This is a genomic window from Nocardia carnea (assembly GCF_029868855.1).
GTDB lineage: Bacteria > Actinomycetota > Actinomycetes > Mycobacteriales > Mycobacteriaceae > Nocardia > Nocardia carnea_A.
Genome location: NZ_JARWOV010000151.1, coordinates 1 through 14,288, shown reverse-complemented (window position 1 = coordinate 14,288; position 14,288 = coordinate 1). Strand labels below are relative to the sequence as shown.

Here is a 14,288-nt window from a genome sequence, read left to right as displayed (position 1 = left end):
CCCCCCCCCCCCGCGGTTCGTTCTGCGGCTGTGTCCGGACGGTTGTCGAGGGATCCTGGACACCGTTAGTTCACAAGCGTGTTAGGGAGTATCAGTGGGCCGACAACCGTTTATCGCCATCACGTTGTACGAGTTCTCCTCGGACGCCGAGGGGTACCAGCCGCTGTACCGGGAAGACGTATCCCTCATCTACGCGGAATCCGAGGAAGAGGCGCGGGCGGTTACGGCGGCGCGTTTTCGAAGCGAGGCGGGGACGTACAAGAACGAAGCGGGCAACAACATCACCGTCTCGCCGAAGGAGATCGTCGACGTCGCATCAGCACTGGTCGATGATCTGTCCGAGGATTGCGACCTGTACGCACGCCACTTCCGTGATTTCGCCGCTTACTCGAAGATGGAGCCTTTGCTCGGCGACTGACTCAGATTTTCCACGGTAGTGCGAGCTGCCTGGCGGACATCCTCGTGACGGTCGTGCAACCGGCTCGATGGAGGCGGTGTAGCGCCGACGTGCGACGGGCACCTGGATCACCCGGTGCGGTAGCTCTTCATTTTCTCCACGGGGTACCCGGCGATGGACGTCACTGCCAGTCCGTACAGCGCCAGCAGGATCAGGACCGGCAGATGCAACTGTCGCTCCGGATCGGCCAGTATGTAGACGAGGAACCCGATAGGCGGTAGGCAGAGAACAGCAGCGGAACTCGCCCATCGGAAGACCATCCGGTTCATCTCCTTCCTGCACGCGGGGTCGGTCAGCATATGGTCCGGCAGGTACTCGCCGTAGCCTTCGGACCTGCTCGTCGCCACGCCGCGGTAGCCTTTCGCCGCCAGGTAGCAGCTGGTGAAGAAAATCAATGCGAATATGAGCGCCACAATGAGCGGACGCATGCCTTCCCCCTTTTTTTCGTCCCGAACACGGCCCTGACAGCGAGTTGGCCGTCCGGTTCTTCCGCGCTCCTCCCGTTGATTGCATCACAGGGCGACTGTGGATCCGTTCTGAGTGAGAGATTCAGGGGATGAACCCGGAGACCGGATTTCCTGGGCCCGGCTGGTATCGGTACCCGCCGCCGACTCCATCGCATCGGCGCTTCGGCTTCTGCGCCGGAAGGAGCCGTCCGGGGTGGAGACCGGGGTAACAGCAGATGCTGAGTTGTGTGGTTAGGCTCGGGCGAGTCCGGATCGGGAGGACGAGGGAAGGGCGAGCGCGGTGGCCAAAGTGTTTTCGCATATCGATGAGTCGTTGCGGGAGTTCATCGGAAAGCAGGCGATGTTCTTCGTCGCGACCGCACCGTCCGACGGCGGGCGGGTGAACCTGTCCCCCAAGGGATACCGTGACACCTTTGCCGTCCTCGACGAGCACACCGTGGCCTATCTCGATCTGTTCGGCAGCGGGGTGGAGACCATCGCGCACCTGCGGGACAACGGGCGGATCACCATCATGTTCTGCTCGTTCACCCGGAACTCGCGAATTCTGCGCCTGTTCGGTACCGGACGGATCGTCCGGCCCGACGAGGCGGAGTTCGACAGTCTCCGGCAGCATTTCGGGAGTGATCATCCGGGTGTCCGGATGGCCATCGTGATCGCGGTGGATCGTATTGCGGACTCGTGTGGGTATTCGGTGCCCTACTACGACCTCGTCGGTGAACGCCCGGTGCTCGACGCCCATCACGCCCGGCAGCCGGCCGAGAAGTACGCCGGGCGGATCTCCGGCGACAACGGGCACAGCATCGACGGCCTGCCCGCGTTGGATCCCGGGCATCCGCTGCCGCCGGTGGCCGGGCCGTAGCCGCTGCTCAGTGTTGTATCAGGCCGCCGATCCGGACGGGATCGACGTGGCCGGTGGCCGGAAGAGTCCGAGCGAGGATGAGGCCGGTGTCGACGAGTGATGAGCGGCGGAGGTGGGCGACATCCGTAATCGGTGTCCAGATGGATTCGGCGGTCTGCCCATCGGGTTCGGGCCGGAGTTCACCGCCGGTGATGCGGACGCCGTAGAAGATACCCACGTTCTGGTGTTCGGCTCCGGAGCGCGCGACGGCTGCTGGGATGACCCTCGAGTCCACGCCGAGTAGGCGTTCGACGATGCCGTGGCAGCCGGTTTCCTCCGTGAGTTCGCGGGTCACCGTGTCGAACGGATCCTCGGCGTGTTCCACTCTGCCACCGGGAAGAGTCCAGACGAACTCCCCGCTCTGTGGCATGTGACGGGCGAGGAGTACGCGTCCCTCCTCGAGGCAAACTGCGTATGCGGCCAGCCGGAAGCTCATCTCCGGAAGTTACCGCGTACTCGCGGCGCTGCCTGGAGTGCCTGGCGTACCACTCCGTCGGATCAATGTGCGCAGGGTCCCGGACTGCCGGATCGGCGGGGCGCAGCGGCGCGGATTACCCGGCGGTTCGGGCCGGTGGATGCAGGCTTTCGAACATCCGCTCGGAGCTTTCGTGGCCGAAGCCTGCAGCGACCTGGCGGTCGACGAGGTTTTTCACGGGACCGATGATGTCCAGGTCCACCCCGGCGTCGCGACTGGCGGAAACGATGGCGTCGACGGCTGCTTTGGTGAAATTCAGGCTCTGGAACGGCACCGAGTAGTCACCGCTGTCGATCTGTGCGCCTGCGGCGGGCAGGGACGAGAGGACGGCGCCCAGCCAGGCTTCGGCGCGCCGGCCGAATTCGGTTGCGGACATACCGGCGGAGCGCACCATCGCGGCGCCGTGATAGAAGCCGGAAAACATCACATACATCCCGGACAGCATCGCGAAATCGACGAGTGAAGCCTTGCCCGGTTCGGTGCCGAAATACTCTGCGGAGCCCAGCAGTTCGAGAACCGGCCGGTGCCGGTCGAATACCTCGGTGGACCCGCTGTACAGCAATGCGGAGCCGGGCTGACCGATCATGGGCGGGGTGGCCATGATGCCCCCGTCGAGAAACGAAATCCCGTGCCGGGCAGCCCAATCGGCAAGTTCGCGGGCGTCGGCGGGTTCGGTGCTGGTGAGGTTCACCAGGTCGCGACCCGCCAGTGTTCCGGTCACGGGATCGAGGGTTTCGTGGACCGATGCATGGTCGAACAGGCAGGCGATGACCAGATCCCCGGCGGCGACGGCTGTTTCGACCGACTCTGCGCCGCGGGCGCCGGCCGCTATCAGCTCGGCGTCCTTACCGGGGGTTCGGTTCCAGACGGTTGTGGGGTGGCCGGTTTTCAGGAAAGCGGCTGCGAGGGCGCTGCCCATCGCGCCGAGTCCCAGCACGGTGACGGGGGTCTGTACGGGTTGTGCCATTGCGGGTAACTCCTTCTCGGTCCACTGATGTGGCACGTCGTGTGTGGTCCGAGCGTCCCCCGGTACTGTTGTCCTGGCAAGTACCTACTTTCTGGTCGGGTACTAACCGAATGGTATGTATTCAGGTAGTGAGGTCGAACGATGAGCGATAAGCGATGCGGTCCGTACTTCTGCGGTATCGACGCCGCGATGGACGTTGTCGGCGGCAAATGGAAATCGCTGATTCTGTGGGAGCTGCACGAGAAAGGTGTCCGGCGGTTCGGTGAGCTCAAACGCGGGCTGCCCGGGATCTCCGAGAAAATGCTCATCCAGCAACTGCGGGAGCTGGCCGAGGACGGCATTGTGCACCGCGAGGTGTATCGGGAGGTGCCGCCGCGGGTCGAGTACTCGTTGACCGCCGACGGGACGGCGCTGAACGCGGCGCTGGAACCGCTCGGGCGCTGGGGGGTCGAACGTATCGCCCGGATCGATGCCGAGCGGGTGCACGTCCCTGCGTGATCGACGGCGCGGCCGACCCCGGCTGTCGGCTCGAACGCCGGTTCGTCGAGATCGACAACCCGGCCGCGTTTCAGAATCCGGATACTGCGGCTACCCGGAACGGGATGGTGGGGCTGCCCTGCCCGAGTGGGCCGCCTTTGTCGAATTGCGAGGCGACGACCAGGGTTGACTTCGGTCCGTGGACCAGGGTGGTCGGGGTGCCGAGGGTGTCGTCGTGGTGGCGTCCGGTGCGAGTCGCGGTGGTGCCTTCGGACGACAACTGCCAGCGGGTGAGGGTGTTCTCGGTGTTGTGGGCGACGCGGAGGATGCCGGCGTGGAGGTCGAGGCCGTCGCCGAGGATGAGGTCGCCGCCGTCGAGGGTTACTTTGCTGATTGTCGTGGTGGTGAGGTCGATTCGGTAGAGGTCGCCGCCGGTGGAGTCGACTGTGAGCAGGTAGGAGCCGGTGGGGTCGGCGACTATGCCGTTGAGGGTGTAAGCGCCGGGGTCGTGGGGTTCCAGGGATGGGCTCAGATCGAAGGATTCGGTGAGTTCGCCGTGGCCGCCGGTGGTGGCAGTGCGGTTGAAGGCGTCGGGGGTGATCCGGTAGACGACCGCGCGACGGCTGTCGGTGAGATAGGCCGTGCCGTCGGGGGTGAGAGCGATGTCGTTGAGGAATCGGTCTGCCGGACCCACTGCGTCGAAGCGGGCCAGCAGGGCGCGGGAGGTGAGGTCGTAGACGGTGACGCCGGTGGTGGAGTCGATCACCCAGAGCCGGCCGTCGGGATCTACGCGTAACCCGTTGGCCGTTCGGCGGCCGTCGGCGCCCGCGGGCAGGAAGACCTCGGCGCGCGAAGTGCCGGGGGATGCTCGGTAGACGGTGCCGTCGGCGAAGGAGCCGACATAGATATCGCCGGTCCGTTCGTCCAGGGCGATGCCTTCCGGATAGACGCGGTCGCCGGGAAGTTCGAATGCCGTCTCGACTCGGGGTGGTGCGGCGGCCGGGGCTGTGTCCCCGCACCCGGCGAGGGTGAGGCCGGCAGCAGCTGCCAAGAGTGCGGTTGACCAGCGGATACTCGATGAACGGAACATGGGCGGTCCGGCCTTCCGGGAATTTTCGGTAGCGAGTAGATCGAAGTGCGTACACGAAGATATATTAGCGCTCTAATCATCGTCAAGACTCTAATTGAGGAAAGGCTGGATACCATGCCTGCATGACCTCCATGCCCGCCGGTGAGCGCATCGGTTCGTACGTGAAACGCGCGGAACAAGCGCGCACCGCAGCCAAACTCGCCGTGCTGAAACCGGCCGGGGTCACCGAGGCGCAGTACGCTGCGCTGCTGTTTCTCACCGAGAACCCGGGAATCTCCGCCGCGGCGCTGGCCCGGCTGTGCGGGGTGACGCCGCCCACCATGAACACCGTGCTCACCAACCTGGTCGATCGCGGGCTGATCGAGCGCACCCCGCATCCCTGGCACCGGAATGTGCTGGAAACCCGGCTCACCGAAAAAGGGGAATCGGTGATGCACGATGCCGATGCGCGCGCGATCGCCGTGGAGCGGTCCGTCGGTGACGGGTTCACCGATTCCGAACGAGAAACATTGTTCCGGCTGCTCACCCGCTGCGCCGACCTGTTCGATACCGCCCGGGCGGAAGTACCGGCCCGCTTCGACACCCCGGCCGATCCGCCGGGCAGGCCGCGGCAGAAGTAGCGACCGTCGCCACCACGCGTCGGCCTGCTGGGCGAGAATGGTCGGATGAGCGATGCACCGGACAGCGCAGCCGACCCCTATCTCTGGCTCGAAGAGGTCACCGGCGAGCGGTCGCTGGACTTCGCGCGGGCGCACAACGAAGTGGTCATGCAGCGGTTCGCCGCGGACGACCGCTTCGATGTGCTGCAGCGGCGAATCCTGGACATGCTCGATACCGATGCCAAGATCGCGTTTCCGGGCCGGCGCGGGGAATGGCTGTACAACTTCTGGCGTGATGCGCAGCATCCGCGGGGACTGTGGCGGCGGACCACTTTCGCCGAGTACCGGAAACCGGAGCCGGAATGGGATGTCCTCATCGATCTCGACGCGGTCGCGGCGGCCGAGGACGAGAACTGGGTATGGGGCGGGGCCGGAGTGCTGCGGCCGGAGCAATCCCGCGCTCTGATAAGTCTTTCCCGGGGCGGTGCCGATGCCAAGGTCGTGCGCGAATTCGATCTCGAGTCCCGGGAATTCGTCGCGCCCGAGGCCGGCGGGTTCTTCCTGCCGGAGGCCAAATCCCGGCTGAGCTGGATCGATATCGACACGGTGTATGTGGGAACGGATTTCGGTCCCGGGTCGCTCACCGATTCCGGCTATCCGCGGATCGCGAAACGCTGGCGCCGCGGAACCGCACTCGAAACCGCGGAGACGGTATTCGAGGGCGCAGCGACGGATGTCGCGATCAGCGCCGGTTACGATCGCACACCCGGTTACGAACGCCACTATGTCGGGCAGGCGACCGATTTCTACAACGAGGACGTGTACCTGCTGCAGGCCGACGGTTCCCGGGTTCGTCTCGAAACACCGTCCGACGCCGACGAATCCTGGTACAAGGATTGGCTGCTGGTGCGGTTGAAATCGCCGTGGGAGACCGGTGGACGGGTGTACACCGCCGGATCACTGATCGTGACCGGTTTCGACCGGTTCCTTTCCGGCGAACGCGAGTTCGAGGTGCTGTTCGAACCGGATGCGCATACCGCGCTGCACGGGTACGGATGGACCGAGAACCATCTGCTGCTGGTGACCCTGGAAGATGTGCAGACCAAACTGTATGTCCTCACCCCGGACGCCGGCGGCTGGCGCAGCGTTCCGCTCGCCGATACCCCGGCCATGGCCACCACGAGCATCATGAATCTCGACCCGCTCGAGGGCGGTGACGACTACATGCTGATGACAAGCGGTTTCACCACACCGACGACGTTGCTGTCGGGTGTGGTCGGCGCGCCGGCCACCGAGCTGAAACAGGCACCTGCCTTCTTCGACGCCACCGGGATCGGCACCGAACAGTTCTTCGCCCGCTCCGACGACGGCACCATGATCCCGTACTTCGTGGTCCGGCATCGCGATAATCGCGGCCGGCCCGCGCCGACTGTGATGTCCGGTTATGGCGGATTCGAGGTTTCCCGCACCCCCGGATACAGCGGGGCGTCCGGTATGGGCTGGCTGGAACAGGGCGGCACGTGGGTGATGACGAATATTCGCGGTGGCGGGGAATACGGGCCCGAATGGCATACCTCGGTGCAGAAAGCGGACCGGCACAAGGTATACGAGGATTTCTCGGCGATCGCGCGGGACCTGGTGGAGCGGGGAATCACCACCGCACCGCAATTGGGCGCGGTGGGCGGCAGCAACGGCGGTTTGCTGATGGGTGTGATGCTCACCCGGTATCCGGAATTGTTCGGTGCCATCGTCTGTCAGGTTCCGCTACTCGATATGCGCCGGTATCACCTGTTGCTGGCCGGGGCGTCGTGGGTCGCGGAATACGGTGACCCCGATATACCGGCGGAATGGGAGTACATCAGCCGCTATTCGCCGTATCAGCGGGCGATGGAAAGCGGTGTGGGCGCGACGTATCCGCCGATTCTGCTCACCACCTCCACTCGCGACGACCGCGTGCATCCCGGGCATGCGCGGAAAATGGCGGCGCTCCTTGAGGAGCAGGGACACCGCGTGTGGTATCACGAGAACATCGAGGGTGGGCACGGCGGCGCCGCGGACAACAAACAGTCGGCGTTCCAGGCGGCGCTGATCTACGAATTCTTCACCCAGATGCTGATCGAGGGCCGTACCGCGAAATAGCCGCCTCAGCGGTCGTGCAGCCATTTTTCGATCCGGTCCACCACCGGTGCCGGGTCGGAGATCCAGCCGTTGTGGCCGAGCCGCCGCGGTTCGTGCCAGCTGGTTTTTTCGGCGGCGGGCAGTTTTTCCAGCAGGTGGCGGGCCGAGGCCGGCGGAGTGAGTTCGTCGCCGGTGATGGTGATCGACAGGACCGGTAGTTTCAGCCTGGCGATCCGCTCCTCGTAGTCGATATCGGCACCGGCCGGGGTGAACCGGCCGGTGCGGGCCAGCCGTGCCCAGTCCGAGATCAGCACCTTCGATTGGCGGCCGAACCCGTTGGGGCCGAGTTTGTCACCGGGCCAGACACCGGCGAGGTTCGCGGTGAGCGAGACCGCGGCGGTGCCGAGCAGCAATCCCGGGCCCAGGAGGCCGCGGAATCCGCGGTAGTACGGGGTGCCGGAGGCGACGAGTACCAGCCCGCCGAGCCGGCCCCGGATCCGTGCCGCGTAGAGCACCGAGAGATGTCCGCCCATACTGTGGCCGAGCAGATAGGGGGTGCTGTCCGGGAACCGGGTGCGAACCGCTTCGAAGATCGCCGGAAAATCGACCGCGGCCAGTTCGTGGTAGCCGTAGGAGCTGGCCGCGCTCGGTTTCGGCGTGCTGTCACCGTTACCGCGCAGTTCGCCGACCGCCACATCGACCCCGCGGCGGGCGAGTTCCCGGGCGAAGTACAGGTAGTACTCCCCGGGTACGCCGAGCCCGGGGATCAGCACGAGCACAGGGCGCGGCCGGTCGAGGGTGATCGGATGCCGGTGCGGTCCGGTGGCGGGGATCAGCCGCACCGGGACGGTGCTACCGTCCGGCATCTGGATGGCAACGGTTTCCACGGCGTCAACGCTAATCGACGCGCTCGGCCGCCGGGTTGCCCGTCAGGCCCGGATGGCGCCGATGATGATGCGGCTCAATACCCGGATGACCTCGTCGAGCGGCCGCTGGGGTTCGGTTCCGCTCCACTCCTCGACCACGTAGTTGACGGCGCCGATGATGGCGAGCATGCGCATGTCGTAGTCGCCGGTCGGGATCTCGCCGTGCAGCGCGGCGTCCTCGGCGGCGCGCGCCAGTACGGCACTCCAGGCGCGGCGCGATTCCGTGCGCATCTTCTCCACTTTGGCGCCCGCGCCGACCACCTCGACCAGGACCACCCGGGCTCGCCGCATATCGGATCCGATGGAATGCACGTACGCGCGGACGGCCGCGTCGATCTGTTGGATCGAGCTCTGCTCGGCGCTGTGGTCCAGCGACGCCAGAACCGCCGACCGGGATTCGCGGTCGATGAGTGCGAAGAGTTCGAGAAGTAAGGATTCGCGGCCGGTGAACTCCTCGTAGAACTGACGCGAGGACAACCCCGCGTCTTTGCAAATCGCACCGACCGAGCTATTGGCGTACCCATCGCGGGCAAAAACCGTCAGGCCGGATTCGAGAAAACGTGCGCGTCGCTCGCGTTGCCGATCTTCTACGGGTTGGCCGGCATACCTTCGTCCCGAATTCGCTTCCTGTGACATCGCGCAGAACAATACCGAAAAGCCCGATCCCCTCGTCATCGATCGGGCCTTTCGCAGCGTACCGGCAGGTGCCCGCGGGTTTGCCGAAAGTTGGCTGCTCGCAGGCATGGTCGCCGGTGAAACCGCCAAACCGGACATTACCCGGTCGTTCCGCGGCCGGCCTATTTTAGAGGGAAATAATAGAATAATTATCGGTGGCCGCGTGGAGTCGAGGTAATTACCGGGAAACACATAGTGTCGCCACTATGGGAACCGCGCTGTTGTATGGCCTCGGTACGGCAATTCCATTGGTGATCGGTGCGGCGATCGGGCTGCGCACCACATTGCCCAAACCATTGCTCGCCTCACTGATGGCCTTCGGTGCGGGCACCATGATCGCCGCGGTCTCCAACGAGTTGTTCGAACCCGCTTTCCTCCAGGCCGGCGCCTTCACTGCCGGCACCGCACTGTTCCTGGGCGCGGCCGTCTACGTGGTGGCCAACCGATTCCTCGAACGACGGGGCGGCGGTGCGGCCGTCGGCTGGGCCCTCATGCTCGGTACCGTTCTCGACGGCGTTCCGGAGAACACGGCGCTGGGGGTCACGCTCGGGCCCGGTGCTGGGTTGGCGCTGCTGGTCGCCATCGCGGTGGGCAATGTGCCGGAGGCGATCGGCGGATCCGCACTGCTGCGCCGGGAACGCGATGTTGCCACCGGCAAAGTGTTCGGTCTGTGGGTATTGACGGGGTCGGCGCTCGTTGTGGTCACCGTGGCCGGGCAGCTGCTCTCCGAGCACCTCGGTGCGACCCCCATCAGTACGGTCCAGGCCTTCGCCGGTGGCGCCACGGTCGCGGTACTGGCCGATTCACTCATGCCGGAGGCCTATCGCGAGGGCGGCTGGTGGGTCGGTATCGCGACCGCGGCGGGTTTTCTGGTCGCTTTCCTCCTCGGCTGAAACCCGGTACGCCTCAGTAGAGGCGGACCAGCATCTTGCCCGAATTGGCGCCGGTGAGGACACCGAGGAACGCGGCCGGAGCTTGTTCGAGACCGTCGTAGACGGTTTCCCTGGTCCGCAGGGTGCCGTCGGCCAGCCAGCCGGACGCCTTGGCGATGTACTCCCCGAAGAGTGGGAAATAGCTGTTCACCAGCATGCCGCGCAGGGTGACCTCCCTGGTGGCGGCGAGGTACAGATCCGGGCCCGGCTCGGCCGAACCGCCGTTGTAGCCGCTGATGGCGCCGACCAGTGCGACGCGCCCGCGTGGGCGCATGGCCTCGACTGCCGCCCGCAGATGATCGCCGCCGACGCTGTCGAGATATACATCGATACCGTCCGGCGCGGCCGCCGCCAACCGGCCGGGCAGATCGCCCGCCCGGTAGTCGATCGCGGCGTCGAAACCGAACTCCGTGGTCAGTAGTTCGGTCTTGGCCGGGCCGCCCGCGGAACCGATCACCCGGCCGGCGCCGAGCACGCGCGCGATCTGCCCGGCGACACTACCGACGGCACCGGCCGCCGCCGAGATGAAAACAGTGTCACCCGGTTCGACCGGCGCCACGTCGGTGAGCGCGGCGTAGGCGGTGAGCCCGGTGGTGCCGAGAGCGCCGAGGAAATGGTGCGGTGCGGCGAGCGCCGGATCGATCGGCGTGGCCTGCGCGGCGTCGAGCAACGCGTGCTCGCGCCAGCCGGCGAAATGGGTGACGCTCGTGCCGACCGGGATATCGGCGGAACGGGAGGCGATCACCTCGCCCGTCGCCGAGCCTTCCAGTGCCCGCCCCAGTTGGAACGGTGCGATGTAGGAGGGCTTGTCGTCCATCCGGCCGCGCATATACGGGTCGACCGACATCCAAGTGTTGCGGACCAGGATCTGGCCGTCCGCGAGTTCCGGAATCGAGGTCGTGACCAGGTCGAAGTTCGCTGTCGTCGGCGCCCCCACCGGCCTTGCGGCCAAACGGATCTCGCGCGTGGTGGTGGGAAGCCCCGGCGGTACCTGCTCGCCGGATACCCCGGCGAATTCGCGGGTGGACCGGCTCTGGGTATCTGTCTGCATGGTTCTGCCTGTTCTCGTTCGGCGGACGGTTCGTCCGGATACGAACAACGCTATGGCGGTATCGGCGCGCGACCCAGGTCCGCGCATACCGCTTACCGGTCCAAACGCGACAACTCGAGGTCCTGTGCCTTGCAGTGACCGTGCCTACGCCACCGTCGGGGCGGGCGTCGCCGATCGCGCTGTTCGCCCACTGTCCCGCCGCGGACACCGGCGGCGGGACAGTGGCGTTCTCGACTGCTGTGACTGCCGCTCGTTGCCGTCGATACACGGCTCACCTGCCGGTTTCTGCCGCCGACGTCCGGTGCTGTCGACCGGACCGCCGATACCCGAGCCGATCAGCGATTCCGCAGTGCGCTCGGGGGCGATCCGCGCCAGCGGTGAAAGGCTTTGCGCAGGGCGCGGTCATCGGTGAAGCCGAGCCGGGCAGCCACCGTGGCTGTCGTCGATCCGGCGTTCAGCAGTTCTTCGGCCCGCCGGTAGCGGAGCAGGTCGAGTTCGTGACGCCAGGTGGTGTCGTGTTCGGCGAGGCGTCGTTGCAGGCTGCGTGGGCTCATCGCCAATCGGGCAGCGACTGTGCTCAGGGTGGGATCGCCGGTGTCGATCGCGGCGGCGAGTGCGGTGCGGAATTCCTCCAGCGGCCCGGGAATCGGACGTGCCGAGGCGAGAACCAGATCCGCGTGACTGCGCAGCAGCTCGGCGAGCCCGGGATCGGCTCGCTGCAGCGGGGCCTCGGCGTCTGCACCCGCGAAGGTGATGGTGTCGGTGGGTGCGTCGAAGTCGATCCGGCCGGTACCGAAACCTTCGGTCAGGACATGATGTTCGCGCGGGGCGGGATGGCTGAAAGTGACCCGGACCGGAACGACCGGCCGGCCGAGTGCCTCCCGGGCCCGCCGCAGGTAATAGGCCAGGACGTACTCGTTGATCACCGACGAAACCGCCGGATCGCCGGCGGTGGTGCGATAGCCGATGGTCAGTTCGTCGTCGTGATACAGATCGAACCCCTCGGCAGCGGCGGTGACCAGCCGGTGATACGGCTGCGCGGCGATCAGGGAATCGGCCAGTGTTGCCCCGGTTGTTACGAGATAATCCCAGGTACTGAGCCTGCCCAAGGGGGCATCGGCGACCACCGCCAGCCCGGCGCCCGGACCGGTGCCCGCGAGCAACTGCCACAGTTCGACCAGCGAGCGCAGCGGAATCCGGTCGAGCTCACCGCGCAGCTCGCGATCGTCCACGCCGTGGATCGCGCTTACCCGGTCGAGGGCGGCGCCCGCCCGCAGGGCGGCATCGCGGACCAGCCGGACCAGCTGGGTCGAGGCGGTTCCGGCGAGTGGATCCATGACCGCGGGCGCCGGATCGGTCGCGAGGGCGGCGGCCCGCTGGGGCCCGCCCGGAAAGGGCGCGCCGGTCGATCCGGCGGCGGGAGGTCGAGCGGTCACCACGGATATCAACGTAGCCCCAGGAGCGGCGGACCGGCGGCGGTGATCCGGTTCACCGGCGGGGACGGGTGGGGTGGGCCCGGCCACGGGGAGAGAGTTAGGCTCGACACCGTGACTTCCCACTACGATGTCGTCGTTCTCGGTGCTGGTCCCGGCGGTTACGTCGCCGCGATCCGCGCCGCTCAACTCGGCCTGCGAACAGCGATCGTCGAGCAGAAATACTGGGGTGGCGTATGCCTGAACGTGGGCTGCATCCCGTCCAAGGCGCTGCTGCGCAATGCGGAGCTGGCCCATATCTTCACCAAGGAAGCCAAAACCTTCGGTATCTCGGGGGAGGCGTCGTTCGATTTCGGGGCGGCGTTCGACCGGAGCCGTAAGGTCGCGGACGGCCGGGTCAAGGGCGTCCACTTCCTGATGAAGAAGAACAAGATCACCGAATACGACGGCAAGGGCTCGTTCACCGATCCCAACACCATCGCGGTGGAGCTGAGCGAGGGCGGTACGGAGTCGATCACCTTCGACAACGTCATCATCGCCACCGGCACCAACACCAAACTGCTGCCGGGGACGTCGCTGAGCCAGAATGTGGTCACCTACGAGGAACAGATCCTCACCCGCGATCTGCCCGGTTCGATCCTGATCGTCGGCGCCGGCGCCATCGGGATGGAGTTCGGCTACGTCCTGCGCAACTACGGCGTGGACGTGCGGATCGTGGAGTTCCTGGACCGCGCGCTGCCCAACGAGGACGCCGATGTGTCCAAGGAGATCACCAAGGCGTACAAGAAGCTGGGGATCACCATCACCACCGGTGCGGCCGTGCAGTCGATCGACGACGACGGTTCGAAGGTCACCGTGGCGATCAAGGACAACAAGTCCGGTGCGGTGGAGACGGTCACGGTCGACAAGGTGCTGCAGGCCGTCGGCTTCGCGCCCCGCGTCGAGGGCTACGGCCTGGAGAACACCGGGGTCGCGCTGACCGACCGCGGCGCCATCGCCATCGACGACAATATGCGCACCAATGTGGGCCATATCTACGCCATCGGTGACGTCACCGCGAAACTGCAGCTCGCGCATGTCGCGGAGGCGCAGGGTGTGGTCGCGGCCGAGACCATCGGCGGTGCGGAAACCCTGACCCTCGGCGATTACCGGATGATGCCGCGCGCCACCTTCTGCCAGCCACAGGTCGCCAGCTTCGGGCTCACCGAACAGCAGGCGCGCGACGAGGGCTACGACGTGAAGGTCGCGACTTTCCCGTTCACCGCCAACGGCAAGGCGCACGGCCTCGGCGATGCCACCGGTTTCGTCAAGCTGGTCTCGGACAACAAATACGGTGAGCTGATCGGCGGACATCTGATCGGCCCGGACGTCTCCGAACTGCTGCCGGAACTCACCCTGGCCCAGAAGTGGGACCTGACGGTGAACGAGCTGGCCCGCAACGTGCATACGCACCCGACGCTGAGCGAGGCGTTGCAGGAGGCCATCCACGGCCTGGCCGGCCACATGATCAACTTTTGATCGAATCCCGGGCCGTTTAGGCCCGGGAACACCCCCGGCGCGGGGCGCCCCCCCCCCGGGGGGGTGTGAGGGCGGGGGGCGGGGGGGCCGCGGGGGTAGGGCGCCCCCGGGCTTCACAACCCCCCGGGGGGGGGGGCCCCGGCGCGGGGTCGTTCCGGGCCGAACCGGCCCGGGATTCGATCAAAAGTTGATCATGTGGCCGGCC

The 14,288-nt window shown here is 66.3% G+C and carries 15 protein-coding genes; 7 read left to right on the top strand and 8 right to left on the bottom strand.

From position 1 onward, the window contains the following. Positions 1 to 94: 94 nt before the first annotated feature. Entirely contained in the window at positions 95 to 418 is a 324-nt protein-coding gene (locus tag QH195_RS14100; protein ID WP_280435689.1) for a DUF4288 domain-containing protein, read from the top strand. Between the two features lie 107 nt (positions 419 to 525). Here the strand turns inward: QH195_RS14100 and QH195_RS14095 are convergent, their stop codons facing one another. After that, positions 526 to 885, bottom strand: a complete 360-nt coding sequence (locus QH195_RS14095) for a hypothetical protein (RefSeq protein WP_280435688.1) — start codon at positions 883 to 885, stop codon at positions 526 to 528. A 319-nt stretch (positions 886 to 1,204) separates the two neighbouring features. On the opposite strand from QH195_RS14095, the gene QH195_RS14090 reads away from it, so the two are divergent. Next, entirely contained in the window at positions 1,205 to 1,783 is a 579-nt protein-coding gene (locus QH195_RS14090; RefSeq protein WP_280435687.1) for a pyridoxamine 5'-phosphate oxidase family protein, read from the top strand. Between the two features lie 7 nt (positions 1,784 to 1,790). On the opposite strand, the gene QH195_RS14085 is transcribed toward QH195_RS14090, so the two are convergent. Both QH195_RS14085 and QH195_RS14080 read right to left on the bottom strand, forming a co-directional pair. Next, positions 1,791 to 2,258, bottom strand: coding sequence for an NUDIX hydrolase (locus tag QH195_RS14085; protein WP_280435686.1), 468 nt, complete (start codon positions 2,256 to 2,258; stop codon positions 1,791 to 1,793). A gap of 115 nt (positions 2,259 to 2,373) precedes the next feature. Next, positions 2,374 to 3,264 (bottom strand): NAD(P)-dependent oxidoreductase, encoded by an 891-nt coding sequence (locus QH195_RS14080; RefSeq protein ID WP_280435685.1) that lies wholly within the window; start codon positions 3,262 to 3,264, stop codon positions 2,374 to 2,376. 141 nt (positions 3,265 to 3,405) lie between these two features. On the opposite strand from QH195_RS14080, the gene QH195_RS14075 reads away from it, so the two are divergent. After that, complete coding sequence (locus tag QH195_RS14075; RefSeq protein ID WP_280423121.1) at positions 3,406 to 3,762, top strand: winged helix-turn-helix transcriptional regulator; 357 nt, start codon at positions 3,406 to 3,408, stop codon at positions 3,760 to 3,762. A 70-nt stretch (positions 3,763 to 3,832) separates the two neighbouring features. Here QH195_RS14075 and QH195_RS14070 read toward each other — a convergent pair whose 3' ends face one another. Continuing rightward, positions 3,833 to 4,792 (bottom strand): SMP-30/gluconolactonase/LRE family protein, encoded by a 960-nt coding sequence (locus QH195_RS14070; protein ID WP_280435684.1) that lies wholly within the window; start codon positions 4,790 to 4,792, stop codon positions 3,833 to 3,835. A gap of 161 nt (positions 4,793 to 4,953) precedes the next feature. Between QH195_RS14070 and QH195_RS14065 the strand changes: the two genes are divergently transcribed. After that, the gene (locus tag QH195_RS14065; RefSeq protein WP_280423119.1) at positions 4,954 to 5,451 is read left to right on the top strand and encodes a MarR family winged helix-turn-helix transcriptional regulator; all 498 of its coding nucleotides are present in this window, start codon (positions 4,954 to 4,956) and stop codon (positions 5,449 to 5,451) included. Between the two features lie 45 nt (positions 5,452 to 5,496). Next, positions 5,497 to 7,569 carry a prolyl oligopeptidase family serine peptidase gene (locus tag QH195_RS14060; protein WP_280435683.1) on the top strand — a complete coding sequence of 691 codons (2,073 nt, stop codon included), beginning with the start codon at positions 5,497 to 5,499 and terminating at the stop codon, positions 7,567 to 7,569. A gap of 5 nt (positions 7,570 to 7,574) precedes the next feature. On the opposite strand, the gene QH195_RS14055 is transcribed toward QH195_RS14060, so the two are convergent. Further along, a complete protein-coding gene (locus tag QH195_RS14055) occupies positions 7,575 to 8,435 on the bottom strand; it encodes an alpha/beta hydrolase family protein (RefSeq protein WP_280423117.1) in 861 nt (286 codons plus the stop codon). Positions 8,436 to 8,477: 42 nt separating this feature from the next. Then, positions 8,478 to 9,110, bottom strand: coding sequence for a TetR/AcrR family transcriptional regulator (locus QH195_RS14050; RefSeq protein WP_280423116.1), 633 nt, complete (start codon positions 9,108 to 9,110; stop codon positions 8,478 to 8,480). A gap of 245 nt (positions 9,111 to 9,355) precedes the next feature. On the opposite strand from QH195_RS14050, the gene QH195_RS14045 reads away from it, so the two are divergent. Further along, complete coding sequence (locus QH195_RS14045) at positions 9,356 to 10,042, top strand: ZIP family metal transporter (RefSeq protein WP_280423115.1); 687 nt, start codon at positions 9,356 to 9,358, stop codon at positions 10,040 to 10,042. A gap of 13 nt (positions 10,043 to 10,055) precedes the next feature. Here the strand turns inward: QH195_RS14045 and QH195_RS14040 are convergent, their stop codons facing one another. Next, positions 10,056 to 11,132 carry an NADP-dependent oxidoreductase gene (locus QH195_RS14040; RefSeq protein ID WP_280435682.1) on the bottom strand — a complete coding sequence of 359 codons (1,077 nt, stop codon included), beginning with the start codon at positions 11,130 to 11,132 and terminating at the stop codon, positions 10,056 to 10,058. Positions 11,133 to 11,467: 335 nt separating this feature from the next. Continuing rightward, entirely contained in the window at positions 11,468 to 12,571 is a 1,104-nt protein-coding gene (locus QH195_RS14035; RefSeq protein WP_280435681.1) for an AraC family transcriptional regulator, read from the bottom strand. A 108-nt stretch (positions 12,572 to 12,679) separates the two neighbouring features. On the opposite strand from QH195_RS14035, the gene lpdA reads away from it, so the two are divergent. Next, a complete protein-coding gene (gene lpdA / locus QH195_RS14030; protein WP_280435680.1) occupies positions 12,680 to 14,083 on the top strand; it encodes a dihydrolipoyl dehydrogenase in 1,404 nt (467 codons plus the stop codon). The last annotated feature ends 205 nt before the right edge of the window (positions 14,084 to 14,288 follow it).

Bases quoted from the DNA above. Each gene is read 5' to 3' on its own strand.
- QH195_RS14095 (WP_280435688.1), bottom strand. From the start codon at position 885: ATGCGTCCGCTCATTGTGGCGCTCATATTCGCATTGATTTTCTTCACC.
- QH195_RS14040 (WP_280435682.1), bottom strand. From the start codon at position 11,132: ATGCAGACAGATACCCAGAGCCGGTCCACCCGCGAATTCGCCGGGGTA.
- QH195_RS14085 (WP_280435686.1), bottom strand. From the start codon at position 2,258: ATGAGCTTCCGGCTGGCCGCATACGCAGTTTGCCTCGAGGAGGGACGC.
- QH195_RS14050 (WP_280423116.1), bottom strand. From the start codon at position 9,110: ATGTCACAGGAAGCGAATTCGGGACGAAGGTATGCCGGCCAACCCGTA.
- QH195_RS14045 (WP_280423115.1), top strand. From the start codon at position 9,356: ATGGGAACCGCGCTGTTGTATGGCCTCGGTACGGCAATTCCATTGGTG.
- QH195_RS14065 (WP_280423119.1), top strand. From the start codon at position 4,954: ATGACCTCCATGCCCGCCGGTGAGCGCATCGGTTCGTACGTGAAACGC.
- QH195_RS14060 (WP_280435683.1), top strand. From the start codon at position 5,497: ATGAGCGATGCACCGGACAGCGCAGCCGACCCCTATCTCTGGCTCGAA.
- QH195_RS14075 (WP_280423121.1), top strand. From the start codon at position 3,406: ATGAGCGATAAGCGATGCGGTCCGTACTTCTGCGGTATCGACGCCGCG.
- QH195_RS14080 (WP_280435685.1), bottom strand. From the start codon at position 3,264: ATGGCACAACCCGTACAGACCCCCGTCACCGTGCTGGGACTCGGCGCG.